General features: G+C 60.5%; 19 protein-coding genes. 4 read left to right on the top strand and 15 right to left on the bottom strand.

Translation table 11 applies throughout. From position 1 onward, the window contains the following. Nucleotides 1-93: 93 nt before the first annotated feature. Together pbpC and ABLV54_RS21460 are read right to left on the bottom strand one after the other, a co-directional pair. Nucleotides 94-2,418, bottom strand: coding sequence for a peptidoglycan glycosyltransferase PbpC (gene pbpC, locus ABLV54_RS21465; RefSeq protein WP_101881302.1), 2,325 nt, complete (start codon nt 2,416-2,418; stop codon nt 94-96). Next, nucleotides 2,419-7,368 carry an alpha-2-macroglobulin gene (locus tag ABLV54_RS21460; RefSeq protein ID WP_135704383.1) on the bottom strand — a complete coding sequence of 1,650 codons (4,950 nt, stop codon included), beginning with the start codon at nt 7,366-7,368 and terminating at the stop codon, nt 2,419-2,421. Nucleotides 7,369-7,574: 206 nt separating this feature from the next. Between ABLV54_RS21460 and sseA the strand changes: the two genes are divergently transcribed. From sseA to ABLV54_RS21445, 3 genes are all read left to right on the top strand, one after another. Further along, nucleotides 7,575-8,432 carry a 3-mercaptopyruvate sulfurtransferase gene (gene sseA, locus ABLV54_RS21455; RefSeq protein WP_023290638.1) on the top strand — a complete coding sequence of 286 codons (858 nt, stop codon included), beginning with the start codon at nt 7,575-7,577 and terminating at the stop codon, nt 8,430-8,432. A 164-nt stretch (nt 8,433-8,596) separates the two neighbouring features. Then, on the top strand, nt 8,597-9,247 hold the full coding sequence (locus tag ABLV54_RS21450; RefSeq protein ID WP_023290639.1) for a DUF5066 family protein: 651 nt from the start codon (nt 8,597-8,599) through the stop codon (nt 9,245-9,247). A 101-nt stretch (nt 9,248-9,348) separates the two neighbouring features. Further along, nucleotides 9,349-9,756 carry a hypothetical protein gene (locus tag ABLV54_RS21445; protein ID WP_101881300.1) on the top strand — a complete coding sequence of 136 codons (408 nt, stop codon included), beginning with the start codon at nt 9,349-9,351 and terminating at the stop codon, nt 9,754-9,756. A gap of 66 nt (nt 9,757-9,822) precedes the next feature. Here the strand turns inward: ABLV54_RS21445 and sseB are convergent, their stop codons facing one another. The 11 genes from sseB to trmJ all read right to left on the bottom strand — a co-directional run bounded on the left by sseB (nt 9,823) and on the right by trmJ (nt 18,714). Continuing rightward, complete coding sequence (gene sseB / locus ABLV54_RS21440) at nt 9,823-10,599, bottom strand: enhanced serine sensitivity protein SseB (RefSeq protein WP_023290641.1); 777 nt, start codon at nt 10,597-10,599, stop codon at nt 9,823-9,825. A gap of 96 nt (nt 10,600-10,695) precedes the next feature. After that, nucleotides 10,696-11,982, bottom strand: coding sequence for an aminopeptidase PepB (gene pepB, locus ABLV54_RS21435; protein WP_023290642.1), 1,287 nt, complete (start codon nt 11,980-11,982; stop codon nt 10,696-10,698). A 107-nt stretch (nt 11,983-12,089) separates the two neighbouring features. After that, on the bottom strand, nt 12,090-12,290 hold the full coding sequence (gene iscX / locus ABLV54_RS21430) for a Fe-S cluster assembly protein IscX (protein WP_002913954.1): 201 nt from the start codon (nt 12,288-12,290) through the stop codon (nt 12,090-12,092). A gap of 1 nt (nt 12,291) precedes the next feature. Then, on the bottom strand, nt 12,292-12,627 hold the full coding sequence (gene fdx / locus ABLV54_RS21425) for an ISC system 2Fe-2S type ferredoxin (protein WP_004201872.1): 336 nt from the start codon (nt 12,625-12,627) through the stop codon (nt 12,292-12,294). Between the two features lies 1 nt (nt 12,628). Beyond that, nucleotides 12,629-14,479 carry a Fe-S protein assembly chaperone HscA gene (gene hscA / locus ABLV54_RS21420; protein ID WP_064155251.1) on the bottom strand — a complete coding sequence of 617 codons (1,851 nt, stop codon included), beginning with the start codon at nt 14,477-14,479 and terminating at the stop codon, nt 12,629-12,631. 15 nt (nt 14,480-14,494) lie between these two features. Continuing rightward, nucleotides 14,495-15,010 carry a co-chaperone HscB gene (gene hscB / locus ABLV54_RS21415; RefSeq protein WP_023290644.1) on the bottom strand — a complete coding sequence of 172 codons (516 nt, stop codon included), beginning with the start codon at nt 15,008-15,010 and terminating at the stop codon, nt 14,495-14,497. A gap of 74 nt (nt 15,011-15,084) precedes the next feature. Next, the gene (iscA, locus tag ABLV54_RS21410) at nt 15,085-15,408 is read right to left on the bottom strand and encodes an iron-sulfur cluster assembly protein IscA (RefSeq protein ID WP_002913979.1); all 324 of its coding nucleotides are present in this window, start codon (nt 15,406-15,408) and stop codon (nt 15,085-15,087) included. A 17-nt stretch (nt 15,409-15,425) separates the two neighbouring features. Next, the gene (gene iscU, locus ABLV54_RS21405) at nt 15,426-15,812 is read right to left on the bottom strand and encodes a Fe-S cluster assembly scaffold IscU (protein ID WP_002913991.1); all 387 of its coding nucleotides are present in this window, start codon (nt 15,810-15,812) and stop codon (nt 15,426-15,428) included. Between the two features lie 26 nt (nt 15,813-15,838). Next, complete coding sequence (gene iscS, locus ABLV54_RS21400) at nt 15,839-17,053, bottom strand: cysteine desulfurase (RefSeq protein WP_017900428.1); 1,215 nt, start codon at nt 17,051-17,053, stop codon at nt 15,839-15,841. A 178-nt stretch (nt 17,054-17,231) separates the two neighbouring features. Then, nucleotides 17,232-17,723 (bottom strand): Fe-S cluster assembly transcriptional regulator IscR, encoded by a 492-nt coding sequence (gene iscR, locus ABLV54_RS21395; RefSeq protein WP_002913993.1) that lies wholly within the window; start codon nt 17,721-17,723, stop codon nt 17,232-17,234. Between the two features lie 256 nt (nt 17,724-17,979). Beyond that, the gene (trmJ, locus tag ABLV54_RS21390; RefSeq protein ID WP_023290645.1) at nt 17,980-18,714 is read right to left on the bottom strand and encodes a tRNA (cytosine(32)/uridine(32)-2'-O)-methyltransferase TrmJ; all 735 of its coding nucleotides are present in this window, start codon (nt 18,712-18,714) and stop codon (nt 17,980-17,982) included. Between the two features lie 120 nt (nt 18,715-18,834). On the opposite strand from trmJ, the gene suhB reads away from it, so the two are divergent. After that, nucleotides 18,835-19,638: an inositol-1-monophosphatase gene (suhB, locus tag ABLV54_RS21385; protein WP_002913995.1), complete on the top strand. Its 804-nt coding sequence runs from the start codon at nt 18,835-18,837 to the stop codon at nt 19,636-19,638. A 47-nt stretch (nt 19,639-19,685) separates the two neighbouring features. On the opposite strand, the gene ABLV54_RS21380 is transcribed toward suhB, so the two are convergent. Next, a complete protein-coding gene (locus ABLV54_RS21380; RefSeq protein WP_072413787.1) occupies nt 19,686-20,666 on the bottom strand; it encodes a nickel/cobalt transporter in 981 nt (326 codons plus the stop codon). After that, complete coding sequence (locus ABLV54_RS21375) at nt 20,657-21,295, bottom strand: DUF1007 family protein (protein ID WP_032453725.1); 639 nt, start codon at nt 21,293-21,295, stop codon at nt 20,657-20,659. Before ABLV54_RS21375 ends, ABLV54_RS21380 begins: the two co-directional genes overlap by 10 nt. Between the last annotated feature and the right edge of the window lie 97 nt (nt 21,296-21,392).

Here is a 21,392-nt window from a genome sequence, read left to right as displayed (position 1 = left end):
GCATCCCCGCCCCTGCCTACGGCTGAAGGTAACATTTTGTTAAAATAAGATGAGTATTGAAAACACAAACCGCCAACAACAAATTTACCCTGGTTATTGCAGGGTAAAACGCGCGGCCGCCGTTTGTCCTGCCTCATCCATCACCACCAGCTGCCACTCGCCGGGCTTATCCAGAGTTAGCGTGGTTCTCGCGCCGGCGGCATCTATCGGCTGGCCGTTGATAAACCACCAGCGCCGCCCTTCACCACCGCTGGTTTGCAGGGGCAACATCACCCGCGCCTCCCCCGGCAGACGTCTAATCACCGCCCCCTCGCGGACCCCGGAGAGCACCAGCGGCGCGGCATCCTGAGTTTGCAACGGTGGGCATGCCTTCGATGCCGGCCCCAGACGCGCGGAGCGACGTTCCCCCGGCGGTAGCCAGGGATCCAGCGGCAGCGGCCAGACCTCCACCACACTTTCGCGCGCCCCGGAACAATCCGCCGCCACCCGTTCTCCGTGTTCATTGCGCCACACCGGGAAGCGGATCCCGCGCACGCCCTCCTGCCCCGGCAACAGCAGGGTCGGCGGCTGGCTATCTTCCAGCAGCCAGCTGGCCAGGCGACGACGGCAGTTGCTGTCGCCCGCCGGCAGCGCCTGGCCGCCGGGCCAGCAGAGCGTCCCTCGGCTGACCGTTGCCGGTCGCGGATCGATCGGCAGGCCGCCGCGGCTCATCGCCGGGCGGGCGAGCAGCAGATTATTGACCTGATTGAGCAACGGCACCGCGCTGGCGAAGCCAAACTGCCCCACCACCGGCGTACCGTCCGGACGCCCGGTCCAGATGCCAATCAGATAACGCGCATTGAGGCCCACCGCCCACGCATCGCGATACCCGTAGCTGGTGCCGGTCTTCCAGGCCAGCGGCACCACTTGCGGGAGTGAGGCATCGGGAACCGGCTGCGCTTCGCCGGCCAGGATGCGCCGGACGATCCACGCCGCCCCGGGGGATATCAGCGCCCTTTCCACCAGCGGGTCTCCGGGCGTCATGCGCAGCCGCGCCGCCTTCCCGTGGCGGGCAAAGGCGCTGTACGCCGCGACGATATCTTCCAGCCTCGCCCCGGCGCCGCCGAGGATCAACGACAGATTCGGCTCGGCGCCGGCGGGCAGCATCAGGGGCAACCCGGCATTGCGCAAATTCGCCGCGAAACGTTTGGGCCCGTAGGCTTCGAGCACCTGGACCGCCGGCAGATTCAGGGAGCGCACCAGCGCGTCGCTGGCGCTCACCGGGCCGTGAAAGCCGCTGTCAAAGTTACCGGGGCGATAATCGCTAAAGCGCCGCGGCACATCCTGCAATAACGACGCCGGATGGATCAGCCCTTCATCCATCGCCAGCGCATAAATAAAGGGTTTCAGCACCGACCCCGGCGAACGGACCGCCGACGCCATATCAATGTGGCCAAAGCGACTGTCGTCCGTAATATCCGCCGACCCCACCCAGCCGCGGACTTTCATATCCGTGTGGTCGACGACAACCATCGCCAGCGAACTGCGCGGCGGCAGGCGCGACTTCCAGTTCAGCGCCAGATCCTCGAGCTGCCGCTGCAGTCCGGCATCGAGGGTCGTCACCACTTTTTCCTCACGACTGGTCGCCAGCGCCCGGCGGGCGAAGAGCGGCGCCAGCTGCGGCATCTGCCGCGGAAACAGCCACACCGGCTCCTCCATCGCCTCCTTTACCACCAGCCTCGGCCAGACGCCCTGGCTGACCATGCGCGCAAGGACTTTATCCCGCGCCGCCTGGGCCCGCTGCGGCCAGCGGTCCGGACGTAAACGGCTGGGCGCCTGGGGCAGCACCGCCAGCAGCGCCGCCTCGCCGTAGCTGAGCTGCGCGGGCGGCTTGCCGAGATAAGCCCAACTGGCCGCGCCGATCCCTTGCAGGGTGCCGCCAAAGGGCGCACGATTCAGATACAGGGTCAGGATTTCGCTCTTTGACAGATGCCACTCCAGCTGCAGCGCCCGCCACAGCTGGCGCAGCTTGCCGCCGAAAGTGCGGGGGTGGGGATCGAGCAGGCGCGCCACCTGCATGGTGAGGGTACTGCCGCCGGAAATGACCCGCCCGGAGGTGAGATCCTGCCAGGCGGCGCGCACTACAGCGAAGGGATTGACCCCCGGATGGCGCCAGAACCAGCGGTCCTCATACTGAATAAGCGCCTGCAGATAGCGCGGCGACACGTCGGCGAGAGTCACCGGATAACGCCAGACGCCCTGCGCGTCGGCAAACCGCCACAGGGGGGTCCCGTCCTCCGCCACGACCACCCGGGCAGGCGTGACGTCATGCAGCGGCAGCGGCCACAGGCGATCGGCGGTCATAACCGCCAGCCACAGCAGAAAAATAAACGCCGCCAGCCAGCGCCAGCGGCGTTTTACCCGATGCACTACGCGCATTTACGGCGTCACGGTGAGCGGACCGCTGGCGGTCCCGGTCGCCCGCCACTGCGGCACATACATCGATTCCACCTGCGGCTGCGGGACCTGGTAGGTGCCCGGCGTGACCGCCCGCGCCAGGTAGACCAGCGTCACCGGCTGACCTTCATTGACCGCGACAGCGGCGACGAAGCGGTCGTCGCGGAACTCGATATGCTGAATATCGGCCTGCTGCATCTGGTTAAGGAGGTTTTGCACCGCTTCGCCATTCTCCTGCAGGCTGGCGCTGCTGTTGGCCAGATTCTGGTTTTCCAGCTCGAGTCCCGCCGGCAGCAGGTCAACCACCAGCGCGTCAGGCACGTTGCGTCTGGCGGTCACCTCCAGCTTGACCAGCACCAGTTCGCCGCTGCGCAGCGACGACAGCGACTTCTGCCGCCCCTGGGTATCGAAAACGGCGCGTTCAATCCCCAGGACGTAGCCGCCTGGCTGCGGCGCGCTTTGCGGATAGCCGCTGCTGTCCAGACGCAGCCACAGCGGTTGACTGCCGGTGTTGCTCACCTGCAACGTCGCCAGCCGATCGCCGTCGAGGTTACGGGTTTGCGCTTTATCGCCGGCCAGCGGCTCAGCCTGCAGCGAGGTTTGCGCCTGCCAGTTGCCCGGCAGGTCGGCAAGCGTACGTCCGGCAAGGAACAGGGCGTTGGTTTCCTGGGTCGACAGCCAGCGCTGGCCGTAGGCCTCTTCCGACAGCGTGCTCAACAGCGTGTTTTGCGCCTCCGGCAGCAGCTTGTTCTCTTCCAGCAGCGCCAGCTTCAGCGCGTCATCGCGAAGCGGGCTACCGTAATCGCCCAGCCAGCGGTTCTCACCGTGGCGCGGCGTGGCAACCGCCAGCTTCATGGCCTCATCGCCGCGCGGCGCATCGCCCATGGTTTTCAGCGCAATGCCGAGCTGCAGCAGCGGCAGGCCGGATCGCGCCTGGTCGTGACGGCTCCAGATTTCACGCAATGAGCCGAGCGGGGCTTTTTGCTGACGCGCCAGCACCAGCGCGGCATAGGCCTGAGCGGCAAAGCGGCTGGCCTGGGCGTCGTCGCTGTAGCGCACGGTCATCAGCCCCGGTTCCTGAAGATAGCGCAGCAGGCGTTCGTTACCTTTATTAATGGCGTTGACCGGTACGCTATAGCCCTGCTCGCCCGCGCGAACAAGGAAATCCATGGCGTAAGCGGTCAGCCAGTACTCTTCCGGCCCCTCTTTATCCCATAGCGCAAAGCCGCCGTTTTCCAGTTGCATCTGCAGCAGGCGCGAGATCCCGACATCGATTGCCGCGCGACGTTTTTCGTCGCTGTCCCCGCTGATGCCCAGCGCTTTTAGCTGCGCCGCGCTGGTATACAGGGAGGGGAACAGGCCGCTGGCGGTCTGCTCAAGGCAGCCGTAAGGATAGGCTTTCAGGTCGCGGATATAGCGCGCGAGATTCAGCGGCGGCTTGCCGCTGAGCAGCAGCTGGCCCTGCAGCGTCTGCGGGGCGAAACCTGCCGATTGCGCCGCCGGCGCCTGCCAGCTTTCGCCGGGCTGCAGCACGGCGCCGCTGTTGACGGTCTGCGCCGGGAACGCCGGACGAACGCCGATTTTCCACTGCTTCTGCAGCGGGGCGAAGGTTTCCCCCGGCAGGCTCAGGCCGCTGATAGTGGCGCTCACCTGGCCATCGCCAAAGCCCGGCAGCGCGCTCACCGGCACAAACAGCGTGCTGCGCGCCCCCGGCGCCAGCTGCACCGACGTTAGTTGACCCTCGGTCAAGGTCACCAGTCCGCTGGCGGCAAGATGTACCTGCAGAGTTTGCGGTTTATCGGTCAGGTTGCTGAGATCCAGCGCCAGACGGGTGGTGTCGCCGCTGGCGAGGAAGCGCGGGGTATTCAGCTCGGCGATGACCGGGGCGGCCACCACCACTTTATCTTCGCTGCTGCCGAAGTCATCCGCCGTCCAGGCCTGAGCCATCACACGCAGCTCGCCGTTAAAATCACCGATCGGCAGCGTCACCGTCCCTTCGCCCTGATCGTTCAGCACCACCGGCTGCGCCTGTTGGGCGATGATGGTCACATGGTTAACCGGGGGTTTACCGCCACGTTTTAACTCGTCGCCATCGCCGCCGAAGCGCAGACTGGCCACACGCCCCTGCCCTTCAATCACCTGGCCGTAAATATCATAAATATCCGCCCCATAACGTTTCTGGCCGAAGAAGGCGTTCCACGGATCCGGGGTGGCGTAATCGGTAATATTCAGCACCCCGCTATCGACAGCCGAGAGCAGAACGTTAACCTGCTTCGGCGCCTCTCCCTCTTTGACGCTGGCTTTCACTTTCACCGTCAGCGGCTGGTTGGGGCGCATTTTATCCGGGGCCTCCAGCGCCAGCGTCAGGCGACGGTTTTCATCGCCCAGCGGCAGATGCAGCAGGCCCACCGCGCGTTTCGGCGTCGCCGAGCGGGATTTATCGCCGGGGCGAACCACCAGCGTGCTGAGGTAGAGGTCGTGGCGATTCCAGGCGTTATCCACCGGGATCGACAGGTCCATCCCCTCGGCGGGTACGTCAATCTCCTGCCACCACAGCGGCCCTTCGCTGGATTCCACCATCGCGTAGCCTTTACCCGCCGCCGGGGCGGCGATGTGCAGCCTGATGGTGTCGCCCGGCTTATAGCTCGGTTTATCCAGCTTCATGGTGACCCGGTCCGGGCGCGCTGCGCCGGTGCCTTCGCTGTTATCCTGCCAGCTGTAGCCCGCCCAGAAGCGCACGCTGCTGACGACATCGTCCGGTCCTTTCACCTCCAGGCGATAGGAGCCCCACTCTACCGGAAAGCTCACTTTACCGATCTGGCCGGCCTGCAGATCCAGCGACTCCTCGCCCTCCTGCAGATCTTTTTGATCGAACTGCGACTGCCAGCCTTCGCTATCGGACCAGTTCCAGTAATAATCCCGGCGCTCGCGGATCAGCCGTACCTGCAGGCCGGAAACGGCTTTTTTCTCGCCTTTGGCGTCGGCATAGACGATATCGAACGCGGCGTTGCTGTTTTCATCCACCACCGGCTGCTTCACCGTGGTGTCGGTGCGGTAGTCGTAAACGTCCTTCAGGGTAAATTGCGGGCGGATCCCCGGCAGCGCCTCGGCAGGCCAGATCGGCTGCTTAACCGTACGGGTGACCGGACGCCCACCGGACTCCAGCAGGCTCGCCTGCAACACCACCTGCAGCGGCGAATGGCTATCCTGCCACTGGCTGGAGGTGGTCACTTCGCCATGGCCTTTTTCATCCAGCGTCAGCTGGACTTCATCAAGGCTGCGGGAGAGATTTTCTTCTGCGATATCGCCGAACTCAAAGCCCGGCAGCGCGGCGACGGCGTCGCGAAGCGGGCGCAGGAACAGTTTGCCCTGCAGCGTGTTGCCGCTGGCCGGCGCGCCGTAGAGATAAGCGCCGCTGACGTCAAAGGCGACATCGGCATTCGGCTCGACCGGCGCCGCCTGCGGCGTCAGCTTCAGCGCCATGCGTTCCGGCATAAAGTCTTCGACGTGGAAATCCCACTCGCGGGGCTGGTTGTCGCCGGTGCTGGCGCGAATGTGCCACATGCCGGTGGCCGCGCCGCTGTCGAGCGGATAAGTAAACTGGTACAGGCCGTTAACCGGTTTGCTCATCACCGAGCGGATCACCTGGCCATCCGGCTGGACCACCTCCAGCTTCACCGGCTGTTCCGCCAGCGGTTTGCCATCGCTATCGCGCAGCAGCGCATTGAGGATCACCGTTTCGCCCGGACGATAGAGATCCCGTGGGCCAAACATAAAGAACTGTTTGCTGAAGCCTGGCGCGCCGGCAATGGAGAACTCCGCCAGATCCAGCGCCGGCAGTTTGAGGTCGAGCAGCGTGGTCTGTCCCTCTTTGCGCGCCAGCAGCAGCGCGGCTTCTTTATCGGTTTGCAGGGTGACGTGGCCCTGGCTATCGCTTTTCGCCTGCGCCAGGGTCTGCCCTTTGGCGTTGAGCAGCTGGACATCGATACCAGACTGGGCGGCGCCGTTTTCCAGGCTCTGGGTAAAGACGTCCAGCCGGTTGTGGTAGCGATGCGCCGACACGCCGATGTCGCTAAGGGTAAACAGCGTCGCCGCGTTGCTGTAGCTATAATGACCCGCCGGGTTCATGACCGCCACGTAGACGCCACGCTGCTGGAGCGGCTTGATGTCGCTCAGCGGCAGCAGCAGCTTTTCGCGGGTATTGCGCGCCGGATTGAGGTCAAAGCGGCCGCTGTATACCAGATCGGCCATCTTCAGCAGCTCGTCGGATTCCCAGTTGCTTAATGAATTGCGGTATTCCCACTGGCTGACGAAGGCCGAGAGCGATTCCGGCTTAATGCGGAAGAAGTTCACGTCGACGTTATCGACGTTCAGCGCCATCACCGGCAGCCCGGCGATCACGTTGCCCGGCAGCAGCGAGCCGCGGCTGGCAAATCCGACGCTTGGCGCGATATCGCGGGTAGTCAGGGTCTTCTCGAACGGTTTATCGAGCGTCGCCTTGTTCAGGGCGGTCAGCGTCGGGTCGACCGAGACAATCAGCTCGCGCTTTGGCTCAAGGTGACGCAGACGCAGCTCTTTCAGGTTCGGCGCCAGCTCCCACGCGCCATCTACCTTACCGCTCTTCTTATCCACCAGGTGCACGCTGCGGGAGAAATCCTGGTCCGGCTGCAGCGGTACGGAAAAGGTCAGCACCAGGGTCGCGGCGCCATCCAGCTGCACCTCCGAGGCGTCGAGCAGCGTCAGCGCTTTGCCCTGGCTTTTTTCCGCCAGCGCCGCCAGCTGGGCGCTGTCCGGTTTTGCCGCCGCGCCAGGGCCGCTATCGGCGGCCGGCGTCGGGGCCGTAGCCTGCGGTGTACCGCTGTCATCACACCCGGTTAATGAAAATGCGGTAAGGAGCGCCAGTGACAGCGCCGCTAAACGAAATGGTTTCATCCTTCTAACCCCTCGGCCGGTGGGCCTGATGCAAATTATCACTTTTTATTATGCGTTAAGGCGGCGCTTCTCAACAGTGATGACGCGGGTTTCTGCCGATTAATCAGAAAAGTGCCGTGACGTCGTCCCCACTCTGGCGTCCTTAACTTGTCAGCACCCGATAAAACGCCGACAATTCAGTCATGAATAGTAAAACGGAGGCACCTATGTCCACCTCGTTTTTTGTCGCCGCCGACTGGCTGGCGGAACATATTGATGACCCGGAGATCCAGATTATCGACGCCCGCATGGCGCCCGCCGGGCAGGAGGCCCTGCGCGATATGGCCGCGGAGTACCGCGCCGGCCACGTGCCGAACGCGCTGTTTTTCGATATCGAGGCGCTGTCCGATCACACCAGCCCGCTGCCGCATATGATGCCGCGCGCCGAGGCGTTTGCCGTGGCCATGCGCGAACTGGGCGTCTGCAGCGATAAGCACCTGGTCGTCTATGACGAAGGCAATCTGTTTTCCGCCCCGCGCGCCTGGTGGATGCTGCGCGCCTTTGGCGTGGAGAAAGTGTCGATTCTGGCCGGTGGGCTGGAGGGCTGGCGTCGCGACGAGCTGCCGCTGGAACAAGGGGTGCCGGAGGTGGCCGAAGGAGAATTCGACGTGCGATTCGATCCTCAGCAAATTAAGCGCCTGACCGACGTGCTGCTGGTCAGCCATGAAGGATCGGCGCAGATTGTCGATGCGCGTCCGGCAGCCCGGTTTAACGGCCAGGCTGACGAACCGCGCCCGGGCCTGCGGCGCGGGCATATCCCCGGCGCGCTGAACGTCCCGTGGACAGAGCTGGTGATTAACGGCGAGTTGAAGACCGTCGACGAGCTGAACGACATCTTTTTGCGTCAGGGCGTCGATTTTGATCGGCCCATTATCGCCAGCTGCGGGTCCGGCGTGACGGCGGCGGTGGTCGTGCTGGCGCTCACCACGCTTGGCGTGAACGGCGTCTGCCTGTACGACGGCTCATGGAGCGAATGGGGGGCGCGCAGCGATCTGCCGATTGAACCGGCTCCTGCCGCTCAGTAAACGCCGCATGGCCGCGGACGTCCCGTCCCGCGGCCACTAAATAATTTCTGATTTTCTCCGCCTCATTCTCCTGCCAGTCGCTAAACCAGCTACTCTGTGCTGCCGCAGGGCTTGCGCCTGCCCTGTTGGCTTTACTGCCGCCCACTATATAAGGAAATTGAATGATGGCTTTTTCATTAGCGGATCTCATGGATGTCGTACACAAGCACAACCGCAATCCCACCCCGAAACCGATGCCCGTAGACGAAGTGGATCGCCTGCGCGTCCGGAAATACCGTGATCCGCAAAATAGCGAAACCGTGGCGCTTCCGGAGAGTCTGAAAGCGCTGCTGGCCTACGATTGCCAGCTGACAAGCCCCTACGGTCAACGGGTGCTGGAATCAGTTCTGAACGCCATTGATGAACATGGCGTCCTGCTTTCCGACTCACTGGATGAAGAGGCTTATTATATGAATGGCCTTGATATGATCGGGCTGGATTTTGAAGAGCTAATGCCCGTCTGGAACGACGATCCGCGTCTTCCTGCCCTGATTCGCCTCTGCCATCCCGGGGATCAGCAGGTATTTATCTATGTCACCGAGCGTGATGAACAGGGTGAATATCCTGTCGTCCGCTTCGAGGGTAAAGAGAATGAGCTTTGGCTGGCAGAATCGTCGCTGATTGAATATTTGCAGGGGATTTTTACCGGTGGAAAGGAGAGCCACGACGAATGGCAGCATCAACAAGCCCTCAACGAGTCACGCGATGGCGCCTTGCTGGAGCTGGAATATATTCATGAGGATCTTTACGCCAGGCTCGAAGGTTGTCCTGACTAATTCACCATCTCCCACCGATAGCGCGATTAACGCGCGCCGTCGGGGCCAGCGCCAGGATTGAGCGTTTAATCTATAACCTGATGGCACCACAAGGCGTGAAAATGGCATTAGTCTCCAACCCACATTCTGCTTATTCCCCGCGCCTTCCCTGGCTGGGAGGCATAGCTGGCCTGCTGGTCGGCGGCGCAATCCTCTATTTTTGGCCGCAATGGAACCGGACATGGTTAAGCCTGGTTCCTGCGCCAGTTTCCGTTTATACCCGCTTTCTCGGCGTCACTTTGGAAGACGTCCCGCTGATCACCTATGGTCATCAGGCGCTGCTGGGTTTTCTGATGGTGCTGCTCGCCGGGCTGGTAGCAGCGCTACGCTATCTGCTGGGAGAGGAAAGGTGCCGTGCCTGGCGCGGTGATATGGCGCTCTTCAACGGCGTCGTCACGCTGTGCGTGACGGGATTTCTGCTCTATAACATGGTGTCAGCCTATCCGCGGATCGTTGCCGCCCTGCATTAACCTTTGCAATTCCGCTTTTGCATCGAGCTGAAAGCATACCGAAACCGGGGGCAACCGCCCCCGCTGTCAGATAATGCGATTTTGTTTGAAATCGCGCAGGAAGCTGCCCCAGCGCTTTTCATAGAACGGCGTGATATGGGCAATCATAAAGTGGCTGATGCCCTTCTCGCCTTCCACCACCTGGCAAATATCGATCGGCTCATCGCCGGGCAGGGTATCGGTGGCCACGCTGCCGGTGGTCTGAATGATGGACTCGATATCCCCTTCCGCTTCAATGCCGATCAGCAGATTAGCGGGCGCGTCGGCGTGCTCTTTGATCGAGCACAGGAACGCCCGCTTGACGGTTTTCAGCGTTTTGAACAGCGTGGTCAGCGAATCCACCATCTGTGCCGGCGGCTCGGCGACTTCAGACAGCAGCAGCGCTTCGCCCCCTTCCAGCACCGTCTGGGTGCTGAGCGGGCTGCCCTCTTCCCCGAGCAGATGGCTGATTTCGCGCGGGGTAAACGCTTTACCGTTCGGCAGCTTCGGGTTGAGGAACAGCGATTCACCGAGAGTCATCGCCATCAGCGTGCGGGCCGGCATCATCACGAAAGCCTGTTCATCTTCCACCGCCTGCTGCAGGGCCTCAAGCGAAGTGAAGAACGGAATGACCGACGTGCCGTCATCTTTTTCCCAGTGCTGTAGATCCAGCGCGCTATCCTCGACAATCTGCTCGCCATCGGCTGCGCGGCCTGGTACCCAGACGGTGGCCTCAAGCAGCGCGCTGAAAAATGCCGGACGATGAGCGGGTTCGGTAGCCGCTTTTTCCAGCAGGGTTTCTAATTCGTTTTTGGTTTCGGACATAGTTTGGCTACTTCAAAAATCGCCCGGCGGCGCTACGTCCGCACGGGCCTGCGGATTTTCCAGGCCGGGTAGGCGTCGCGCCACCCGGCAAGGCCATTACTCAGCCGTCAGCAGATTGGCGATAGTACGTACGCCAAGCCCCGTCGCGCCCGCCGACCACTGCTCAACGGCAGATTTGCGGTAGGTTGCCGAACAGTCGATATGCAGCCAGCCCTGGTGGTAGTTTTCCACGAAGTGGGACAGGAAGCCCGCCGCGGTGCTGGCGCCGGCCGGATAGGCGGCGCTGCCGGTATTGTTCAGTTCCGCGAAATTAGACGGCAGCTGATGACGGTGGAATTCGGCCAGCGGCAGACGCCAGAACGCTTCATTTTCCGCCTGGGCGCTCGCCAGCAGGCGATTCGCCAGCGCATCGTCAAAGCTGAACAGCGCGTGGTAGTCGTTGCCGAGCGCGGTTTTCGCCGCGCCGGTCAGGGTGGCGGCATCGATGATCAGCTCCGGCTTCTGCGCCGAAGCGTCAATCAGGCCATCCGCCAGCACCAGACGACCTTCGGCGTCGGTGTTCATGACTTCGACGGTTTTGCCGTTGCGATAATGAATAATATCGCCCAGTTTGAAAGCGTTACCGCTGATCAGGTTGTCGGCGCAGCACAGATAGAGCTTCACGCGCTTGTTCAGCCCGCGGGTAATAGCGAAGGCCAGGGCGCCGGTGATAGTCGCCGCGCCGCCCATATCGGATTTCATTGAATCCATAAAGGCGCTCTGTTTGATACTGTAGCCGCCGGAATCAAAGGTGATGCCTTTACCTACCAGACAGGCGTATACCGGGGCTTCTTTATCGCCGGTCGGGTTATAGTCCAGCGCCAGCAAAACCGGCGGACGCTCGGAGCCGCGGCCCACCGTGTGCAGGCCGAGATAGCCCTGCTCACGCAGATCTTCGCCTTTGGTGATGCGATAGCTCATCTTCTCGCCCGCCACGCTGCACAGCAGGTCGACGGCGCGCTGCGCCAGCTGTTCCGGGCCCAGCTCTTCCGCCGGCGCATTGATGGTGTCGCGCACCCAGTCAATAATGGTCAGACGGTTATCCAGCTCGCTTTTCTGCGCATCGTCCAGCGTCGGCCATTCAACTTTACGAGTGCCTTTCGGGCCTTTATAACCCGCCCAGAACGCCCACGCGCGGTCGGTGTTCCAGCCTTCGCCGCTTAACGCGACATGTTTGATTCCCATGCCGTCAATTTTACGCGCCGCGCGCTGAATCAAGCCCAGATCGTCTTTGCCGTTGAGATGCAGGGCGATGCCGTCATGATTAATGCTGTAAGACGCCTTTTCTCCCCAGCGCGCATCGGCTGGCTGAGTGGAAAGCGTAATCTTCATGGCTTCGGTCATTATCATTATCCTTCTTAGCAAACGGGCCACCGTATGGCAGCCCGTAACGTTCTCTCGCTCAATGATTCATCCGACTTTATACCGCCGCATAAATCATGATGCGAAAATTATTCGGCTTCGTCTAACCAGACTAACAGAATCGCCTCGAGAATTTTTTCATTGGATGCGTTCGGGTCATCATCAAACTCTTCCAGATCGCAAATCCACTGATGCATGTCGGTAAAGCGAACGGTTTTTGGGTCGAGGTCAGGGTAAGCGTCATACAGCGCTTCGCCGATTTCACGACTGTCGGTCCATTTCAGTGCCATATTAGTGCTCGCGTGCGTGGTTGATGGTGTAACGCGGGATCTCAACGACCAGATCTTCGTCGGTGACGCGCGCCTGGCAGCTCAGGCGGCTGTCAGGCTCCAGTCCCCAGGCTTTATCCAGCATATCGTCTTCATCTTCGGTACTTTCCGCAAGCGAGTCAAAGCCTTCACGCACGATGCAGTGGCAGGTGGTGCAGGCACAGGATTTTTCGCAGGCGTGTTCAATCTCGATGCCGCTACGCAGCGCCGCATCCAGAATAGTTTCACCGGTCTCAGCTTCCACAACGATGCCATCCGGACACAGGTCCTGGTGGGGCAGAAATACAATTTTTGGCATTTTAAACCTCGTCCACGGATTGGCCTTTCAGCGCGATACGGACCGACTGATCCATACGGCGGGCGGCGAATTCCTGGGTTTGTGTGTCGATATTTTTAATCGCTTCTTTAATGGCGTCGGCGTCGTCGCCTGCCGCGGCGGCGCGTACCTGCTCCGCAGCGGCATCGATAGCCTGACGCTCCGCGGCGCTTAACAGCGCGGCGTCGGCGGCCAGCGCGCTTGTCAGGCTCTCCAGGACGCGTGCGGCTTCCACTTTCTGTTCAGCCAGCATGCGCGCCTGAATATCCTGTTCGGCGTAGCTCATCGAATCTTTAATCATGGTGGCGATTTCGCCATCGGTCAGACCGTAAGACGGTTTCACCTGAATAGAGGCTTCCACGCCGGTCGACTTTTCCATCGCCGTGACGCTCAGCAGGCCATCGGCGTCCACCTGGAAGGTGACGCGAATATGCGCCCCGCCCGCCGGCAGCGCCGGGATACCGCGCAGCGCAAAGCGCGCCAGGGAGCGGCAATCCTGCACCAGCTCACGCTCGCCCTGCATCACATGAATGGACATCGCCGTTTGGCCATCTTTGAAGGTGGTGAACTCCTGGGCGCGGGCCACCGGAATGGTGGTATTACGCGGGATCACTTTCTCCACCAGGCCGCCCATGGTTTCCAGCCCTAACGACAGCGGGATAACGTCGAGCAGCAACAGTTCGCTGTCAGGCTTGTTGCCGACCAGAATATCGGCCTGGATCGCCGCGCCAATGGCGACGACTTTGTCAGGGTCGATGGAGGTCAGCGGGGTGCGACCGAAGAATTCGCCGACGCGCTCGCGCACCAGCGGCACGCGGGTGGAACCGCCGACCATCACCACTTCCAGCACCTCTTGCGCCTCAACGCCAGCGTCTTTCAGCGCCCGGCGGCAGGCCATTAACGTGCGTTTTACCAGCGGGGCGATCAGATCGTTAAACTGGCTGCGAGTGATATCGCCCTGCCAGCCGCCGACCTCAACGTGCGCCACCTCGGCATCGCTAAGGGCGATTTTCGCCGCGATGGCGGCATCCAGCAGCTCACGCTGCAGGCGGTTGTCGCTACGGTCGCTGAAGCCCGCCTGCTCGCGCAGGTAGTCCGCCAGCAGATGATCGAAATCATCGCCGCCGAGGGCCGAGTCGCCGCCGGTGGCCAGCACTTCAAACACCCCGCGGCTTAAGCGCAGAATAGAAATATCAAAGGTGCCGCCGCCGAGATCGTAGACCGCAATCACCCCTTCCTGGCCGGAATCAAGGCCATAGGCGATAGCCGCCGCGGTCGGTTCATTAAGCAGTCGCAGCACGTGCAGACCCGCCAGACGCGCCGCGTCTTTGGTCCCCTGACGCTGGGCGTCATCAAAGTAAGCGGGGACGGTGATGACCACGCCGTCGAGCTCGCCGGCCAGCGCTTCAGTGGCCCGGGCGGCCAGCGCTTTCAGGATATCGGCGGAGACGCGAATCGGGTTCAGCAGGCCGCCGGCGGTCTGGATCATCGGCAGGCCGTTTTCACTGGCCTGCAGCTGATACGGCAGATGCGGATAGCGGTGTTGGATATCGGCGAGGGAGCGCCCCATCATCCGTTTCACGGAGCTGATGGTATTGGCGGGATCCTGGGCGGCGTTCACCCGGGCGTCATAGCCGACGGTCAGCCCCGATGCGTGGTAATTCACCACCGACGGCAGCAGATAGCGGCCTTGATGATCGGGCAGAGTCTCGGCCTGGCCGCTACGCACGGTAGCCACCAGAGAATTGGTGGTGCCCAGGTCGATACCGGCCGCCAGACGACGCTGGTGCGGCGCGGCGCTCAGGCCGGGCTCACTAATTTGTAATAAGGCCATAATTGCTTCCGAAAATTAAAAATCGAGCAGTTTTTCTTCGAGTTCTTCAGCACTGCTGCGCAGTTTATCGAGGAAACGGAGCTTACGAACCGTGTCCGCCGCCGCCTCCCAGCTCTCATTATGCAATTGGTCAACCATCAGCTGATGGCGGGTATCAAACAGCGCTTTCACTCGTTTGATAAAGCCTTCCAGCCGCGCTTCGTCTTTCGCCTGGCCGATCTCATCCAGCTCTTCGCGCAGTTCCAGCTGTTCCATCAGGAACGCGGTATCGCGAACGGTATGCTGCTCGCTGGCCAGATCGAAGCCATGCAGCGAGAGGAGGTATTCTGCGCGGGTCAGGGGATGGCGCAGCGTCTGCCAGGCCTGGTTAATGGTGGCGGAATACTGAACCGCCGCAAGCTGTTCCGCAGCGGGCGCGCTGGCAAATTTATCCGGATGGTACTGGCGCTGCAGATCCTGATACCGGACAGCCAGTTGTTCAAGCGAGAGGGTATAGCTGGCTGGTAACCCGAAGAGGGTGAAATAGTCCATAGTAACCTCAGGGTCATGCATCTAAACGAAAACCCCACGCGCGGCGTGACCGCGGTGGGGTTGGGGAGTACCGATTATACGTTAAAGCTTTCGCCGCAGCCGCACTCATCTTTGACGTTAGGGTTAGTGAACTTGAACCCTTCGTTAAGGCCTTCTTTGACGAAGTCCAGCTGCGTGCCGTCGAGGAATTGCAGACTTTTGCCGTCGATCACGACCTTCACGCCTTTGTCTTCAAACACGGTGTCTTCAGCCGCCGGCTCGTCAACAAACTCCAGTACATAGGCCATACCTGAGCAGCCGGAGGTTCTCACGCCCAGGCGCAGGCCAAACCCTTTTCCGCGGTTTGCCAGGAAGGCATTGACTCGCGCTGCTGCACTGTCGCTAAGAGTAATCGACATAACAAAACCTCAACTAATTATTTTGCTTCACGTTTGCTTTTGTAATCCGCAATCGCGGCTTTAATCGCGTCTTCCGCCAGAATAGAGCAGTGAATTTTCACCGGCGGCAGCTCCAGTTCATCGGCGATATCGGTGTTTTTGATCGCCTGCGCTTCGTCCAGGGATTTACCCTTCACCCACTCGGTGACCAGAGAGCTGGAAGCGATAGCGGAACCGCAGCCGTAGGTCTTGAAGCGCGCGTCTTCAATGATACCTTCATTGTTGACTTTAATCTGCAACTTCATCACGTCGCCGCAGGCCGGCGCGCCGACCATGCCGCTGCCGACGTTCTCGTCGCTGTTGTCAAAAGAGCCGACGTTGCGCGGGTTCTCGTAATGATCGATAACTTTTTCGCTGTAAGCCATGATGAATTCTCCTTATTGGTGCCGAATTAGTGATGTGACCATTCAATACTGTTCAGATCCACGCCCTGTTTGAACATTTCCCACAGTGGAGAAAGCTCGCGCAGACGGCCAATGGATTTACGAATCAGGTTGATGGCGTAGTCAATCTCTTCTTCGGTAGTGAAACGACCTAAAGAGAAACGAATAGAACTGTGCGCCAGTTCATCAGTCATGCCTAACGCGCGCAGCACGTAGGATGGCTCAAGGCTCGCGGAAGTACAGGCTGAACCGGAGGAAACCGCCAGGTCTTTCAGCGCCATAATCAGCGACTCGCCTTCAACATAGTTGAAGCTGACGTTTAGAATGTTCGGCGCGCCCTGCTCGAGGTCGCCGTTGAGGTACACTTCTTCCATATCCTTCACGCCGTTCCACAGACGGTTGCGCAGCGTGCGCAGACGCGCCATCTCGCTTTCCATCTCTTCTTTGGCGATACGGTAAGCTTCACCCATGCCGACGATCTGGTGAACAGGCAGAGTACCGGAACGCATACCGCGCTCGTGGCCGCCGCCGTGGATTTGCGCTTCGATACGAATACGCGGCTTACGACGCACGTACAGCGCGCCGATGCCTTTCGGACCGTAGATTTTGTGACCGGAGAAGGACATCAGGTCAACTTTCAGCTGGCTCAGATCGATAGGCAGCTTGCCCACGCTCTGGGTGGCGTCTACGTGGTAAATGATACCGCGGGCGCGACACATCTCGCCGATGGTAGCGATATCCTGCACCACGCCGATTTCGTTATTCACATGCATGATGGAAACCAGGATGGTGTCGTCACGCATCGCCGCTTCCAGCTCTTTCAGATCGATAATCCCGTTGCTCTGCGGCGCCAGGTAGGTCACTTCGAAACCTTCGCGCTCCAGCTGACGGCAGGTATCCAGAACCGCTTTATGCTCGGTTTTGCTGGTGATGATGTGCTTGCCTTTTTTCTGATAAAAGTTGGCTGCACCCTTGATCGCCAGGTTGTCGGATTCAGTCGCACCAGAGGTAAAGACGATTTCGCGCGGGTCGGCACCGACCAGCTCGGCAATCTGATTGCGGGCGATATCAACCGCCTCTTCAGCCTGCCAGCCAAAACGGTGGGAACGGGAGGCCGGGTTACCAAAGGTCCCGTCCATGGTAAGGAACTGCATCATTTTCTCGGCAACACGCGGGTCCACCGGCGTGGTTGCGGAGTAATCGAGGTAAATCGGTAATTTCATTGCTCTTAAACTCCGTACATCACTCAATGCAAGGAATCAGGCAACCGGCTTGATGTACGACCGAGTACACGGAATGTCGGAGCATCCCGGCCTGATTCTGAAAGCTCTTTATAATCGTTGTCCCGCCGTTTCGCGCTGCCTCGCCCTGTCAGCCGCAGCCCGAAACGGGACGGGTCACTCAGGCGCGCAGTTTAACGTCGATCGCGTCCTGGGTGCGCGCATTGCGCTGGGTTTCGTGCTGATGCTGACGACCGGAAACATCGAGGATCTCCTGGTTATTCACCAGTTCCCCGAGGGTGATATTGTTCAGGAAGCCGGTCAGGCGTTCGCTCAGATCGCGCCACAGCGCGTGAGTCAGGCATTTATCGCCGCCCTGACAGCCGCCCTTGCCCTGGCAACGGGTGGCGTCAACGGATTCGTCCACGGCGCTAATGACTTCGCCGACGGCGATACTGCCGGCATCTTTACCTAACAGATAACCGCCGCCTGGGCCACGAACGCTGGAAACCAGGCCATTTTTACGCAGGCGAGAGAACAGCTGTTCCAGATAGGAAAGCGAAATTCCCTGACGCTCTGAAATATCTGCCAACGGCACCGGGCCCGTTTCAGAGTTGAGCGCAACGTCAAGCATCGCGGTCACGGCATAACGCCCTTTAGATGTCAGTCTCATGTCTTACTTAACCTCAAACTCGCCCCTGGCCGGGCTTTTTATTAATATGGGTATTGCATAGCAGGGCCAAGTCTGACATTCCCGAGTAATTTGGTCAACTATTTACTTGACTGTTTTAGTCAGGTATTTGGCTTTCCGTGCCGTTTTCCTTCCGCGTTGCCGGGCGCCCTCACCCCGGCCCTCTCCCACCAGGAGATAGCAAGGCCCGCGTGATTTGCATGCCGGATAAGCGCAGCGCCATCCGGCATCAACGCGGTTACTTGCCTTTATTCTGCTGGTCAATCGAGGCCAGCATGCCGCGCAGGATGTTCAGCTCCTGGCTTTCCGGGCGCGCACGAGTGAACAGACGACGCAGTTTGTTCATCACCTGCCCCGGATGATTCGGGCGAATAAAGCCCGTCGCCAGCAGCGTCTGCTCAAGATGACCGTAGAAACGCTCCAGGTCATCCACCAGCGGGTACGGCGCTTCTTCGTGCTCAACCGCCGGCTGCGCTTGCTCCTGCGCCGCCAGCCAGGCCATCCGCACTTCGTAGGCGATAACCTGCACCGCCATCGCCAGGTTCAGCGAGCTGTACTCCGGGTTGGCGGCGATGGCCACATGGTAGTGACACTTCTGCAGTTCGTCGTTGGTCAGGCCAACGCGCTCGCGGCCAAACACCAGCGCCACCGGCGCATGCTGGCCTTCGGCGATGCTTTTCAGGCCGCATTCGCGGGGATCGAGCATCGGCCACGGCAGCGTGCGGGAGCGCGCGCTGGTGCCAACCACCAGACTACAGCCCGCCAGCGCTTCATCAAGGGTATCGACGATCTGCGCGTTGCCAATGACGTCGCTGGCGCCCGCGGCCAGCGCAATGGCCTGGGAATCAGGTTTCACCAGCGGATTGACCAGCCACAGGTTGGTTAAGCCCATGGTTTTCATCGCGCGGGCAACGGAGCCCATATTGCCGGTGTGGGAGGTTTCTACCAGTACGATTCGAATATTTTGCAGCATTATGGTTCTTCGGCTAAAGATTATTCGGGCATGCTACCATAAAACGGAGACATAAGCAGAATTCGCTGTTATTATATGCGCCGTTTTTTCCCGTTCTTTAACATCCAGTGAGAGAGACCGATGCATCCGATGCTGAACATCGCCGTGCGCGCCGCGCGCAAGGCGGGTAATTTAATTGCCAAACACTACGAAACGCCAGACACCGTAGAAACCAGCCAGAAAGGCAGCAATGATTTTGTGACCAACGTCGATAAAGCCGCCGAAGCGATTATTATCGAAACCATTCGCAAATCTTACCCGCAGCACACCATTATCACCGAAGAAAGCGGTGAACACGCTGGTGAAGAGCAGGATGTTCAATGGGTTATCGATCCACTGGATGGCACCACCAACTTCGTTAAACGTCTGCCGCACTTCTCTGTTTCCATCGCCGTACGCATCAAAGGCCGTACTGAAGTCGCGGTGGTTTACGATCCGATGCGTAACGAACTGTTCACCGCGACCCGCGGCCAGGGCGCGCAGCTGAACGGCTACCGTCTGCGCGGCAGCAACGCTCGCGACCTCGACGGCACCATCATCGCGACCGGTTTCCCGTTCAAGGCGAAGCAGCACGCCACCACTTACATGAATATTCTCGGCAACATGTTCACCGAATGCGCCGATTTCCGCCGCACCGGCTCCGCCGCGCTGGATCTGGCCTACGTTGCCGCCGGCCGCGTTGACGGTTACTTTGAAATTGCCCTGAAACCATGGGATTTCGCCGCAGGCGAGCTGATCGCCCGTGAAGCAGGCGCTATCGTTTGCGACTTCACCGGCGGTCATAACTATATGCTGACGGGCAACATCGTTGCCGGTAACCCGCGTGTGGTGAAAGCGATGCTGGCGAATATGCGCGAGCAGCTGAGCGACGCGCTGAAGCGTTAATCTCTTGCAGATGTAAAAAGGAAGCCGCGGCTTCCTTTTTTTATGTTCTAAAACGGCCGCAAACCGCCGCCTGGCGCGATCGCGCTACTCCACATCACGACAGCGGCCACCAGCAGCGCCACGCCGCCGGCCAGCGCCAGCGTCAGCCAGCCCACCTGGCGCCACAGCGGCGGCGCCTGATGCCGACCCAGCTTCACCGCCAGTTGGCGAAAACTGTGCACCAGCAGCGCCAGCGCCGTGATAGTCAATGAGGTCCCTGCCGCCATCGCCAGCGCCGCCGCCATCCCCCAGTTGAACACCCCGATCACCTTGCTGAACAGCAGGACCATGATCGCCCCCGAGCAGGGACGCATGCCCATCGACAGGACAATCACGGTGCGAGCCCGCCAGTCGTCGCCGGCCTGCAGCTGCTCCGGGGCCGGGAGATGCTGATGCCCACAGCCGCAGTGTTCGTTATGAACATGATGCGGGGTAAACGCGGTAAACGTTGGCCGGCTCAGCAGCAGACGCAGCTTTTTCAGCGCCCTCAAGCAGAGCAGCAGACCTAACGCGCCCACCAGCAAATAGCTCCCCTTCTCGAGCCAGAAACTACTGAGATGCAGCTGGCGCGCCGGCAGCTGCAGCAGCGCCAGCACCACTACCACCAGCGCGATAGCCACCAGCCCCTGCAATAAAGAGGCGGCCAGCGTCAGGTTAATACTCGATTTCAACTTCGAGGGATGGGTGGCAAGCCAGGTGGTAATGACAATTTTGCCGTGGCCGGGCCCTAAGGCATGGAGCACCCCGTAAACGAAGCTGAACCCAAGCAGCGACAGCCCCGCCGCCGCCGGGTTCTCCGCCACCGCCTGCAGCAGGCGGCTGAGCTCCAGATTGAGCGCGCGCTGCCAGACCGCGCTCTGCATCAGCACCTGCGGCCAGGCCTGCCACAGCCAGAAGCCGCCCGTGACGCTCACGGCCAGCAGTAGCGCCAACGGCCACAGCGCTTTCCAGCGCGACGCGCGCGTGCGCGGGGTAAAAATTACTGACATGTCAGGGTCACCTTCTGGGCAAAATAGCTGCCCAGCGCCATATCCTCCGGCGGCGCATCCGCTTTATCCAGCGACTGGGCGTATGAGAGCATTTTGTCATTCGGTTTTGGCGTCATTACCGTTGCCTTACAGTCGGCCTGCAGCGCTGCGGGCAGGGAAAAATCGCTATCTTTGTCATAAAACATGTCGACATAGTAGGTCGGGTCGAAAGTGGAAAAGGTAAATGTCTGTCCGGCAACGGGTTGCGGCGTCGCCAGCGGCAGGGTGAAGGTTAGTACCGCCTGCAGGCCGTCGCGCTCAAGACCGTAGCCGTCGGGGCGATTTTCAAATTTCACCCGCTGGCCGTTGTGCCACAGCTCGCTGAAATAGTGCTGGCCGAGCACGTTGGCCATCACCTCCGCCGCCAGTTTTTTCCATACTTCGCTGCCTGGTTTAGCGTTTCCGGCGTCGTAGAGCAGATCCGATGAGGTAATTTCATCCATCGTCCAGCGCATTTTAAACCCGCTCAGCAAGCCCTCTTTGACCACCGGCTCGCTCTGCAAACTGATGAAGCTATGCGGATGCGCGGCGGCTGTCCATGATAAAACCATGAAAAACGCCGCGCTGGTGCATTGTTTCACTCTGTTCATCTGTTCCTCACGTGAAAAATTCTGTGAACTTCGCCAGCAATCCTGAGCTAAAGCGGGCGCACTTCCCTGCCCCCGCCGCTGTCATTGTCTATTCTTA

The sequence above is a fragment of the Klebsiella sp. JB_Kp042 genome (assembly GCF_040065275.1).
GTDB lineage: Bacteria > Pseudomonadota > Gammaproteobacteria > Enterobacterales > Enterobacteriaceae > Klebsiella > Klebsiella quasipneumoniae.
Note: the sequence above shows the minus strand (reverse complement) of the source record. Positions and strands in the feature narration are given on the sequence as shown.

Coding starts and splice junctions, on each gene's coding strand:
- pbpC (WP_101881302.1), bottom strand. CDS start 2,418: ATGCGCGTAGTGCATCGGGTAAAACGCCGCTGGCGCTGGCTGGCGGCG.
- ABLV54_RS21460 (WP_135704383.1), bottom strand. CDS start 7,368: ATGAAACCATTTCGTTTAGCGGCGCTGTCACTGGCGCTCCTTACCGCA.
- sseA (WP_023290638.1), top strand. CDS start 7,575: ATGTCCACCTCGTTTTTTGTCGCCGCCGACTGGCTGGCGGAACATATT.
- ABLV54_RS21450 (WP_023290639.1), top strand. CDS start 8,597: ATGGCTTTTTCATTAGCGGATCTCATGGATGTCGTACACAAGCACAAC.
- ABLV54_RS21445 (WP_101881300.1), top strand. CDS start 9,349: ATGGCATTAGTCTCCAACCCACATTCTGCTTATTCCCCGCGCCTTCCC.
- sseB (WP_023290641.1), bottom strand. CDS start 10,599: ATGTCCGAAACCAAAAACGAATTAGAAACCCTGCTGGAAAAAGCGGCT.
- pepB (WP_023290642.1), bottom strand. CDS start 11,982: ATGACCGAAGCCATGAAGATTACGCTTTCCACTCAGCCAGCCGATGCG.
- iscX (WP_002913954.1), bottom strand. CDS start 12,290: ATGGCACTGAAATGGACCGACAGTCGTGAAATCGGCGAAGCGCTGTAT.
- fdx (WP_004201872.1), bottom strand. CDS start 12,627: ATGCCAAAAATTGTATTTCTGCCCCACCAGGACCTGTGTCCGGATGGC.
- hscA (WP_064155251.1), bottom strand. CDS start 14,479: ATGGCCTTATTACAAATTAGTGAGCCCGGCCTGAGCGCCGCGCCGCAC.
- hscB (WP_023290644.1), bottom strand. CDS start 15,010: ATGGACTATTTCACCCTCTTCGGGTTACCAGCCAGCTATACCCTCTCG.
- iscA (WP_002913979.1), bottom strand. CDS start 15,408: ATGTCGATTACTCTTAGCGACAGTGCAGCAGCGCGAGTCAATGCCTTC.
- iscU (WP_002913991.1), bottom strand. CDS start 15,812: ATGGCTTACAGCGAAAAAGTTATCGATCATTACGAGAACCCGCGCAAC.
- iscS (WP_017900428.1), bottom strand. CDS start 17,053: ATGAAATTACCGATTTACCTCGATTACTCCGCAACCACGCCGGTGGAC.
- iscR (WP_002913993.1), bottom strand. CDS start 17,723: ATGAGACTGACATCTAAAGGGCGTTATGCCGTGACCGCGATGCTTGAC.
- trmJ (WP_023290645.1), bottom strand. CDS start 18,714: ATGCTGCAAAATATTCGAATCGTACTGGTAGAAACCTCCCACACCGGC.
- suhB (WP_002913995.1), top strand. CDS start 18,835: ATGCATCCGATGCTGAACATCGCCGTGCGCGCCGCGCGCAAGGCGGGT.
- ABLV54_RS21380 (WP_072413787.1), bottom strand. CDS start 20,666: ATGTCAGTAATTTTTACCCCGCGCACGCGCGCGTCGCGCTGGAAAGCG.
- ABLV54_RS21375 (WP_032453725.1), bottom strand. CDS start 21,295: ATGAACAGAGTGAAACAATGCACCAGCGCGGCGTTTTTCATGGTTTTA.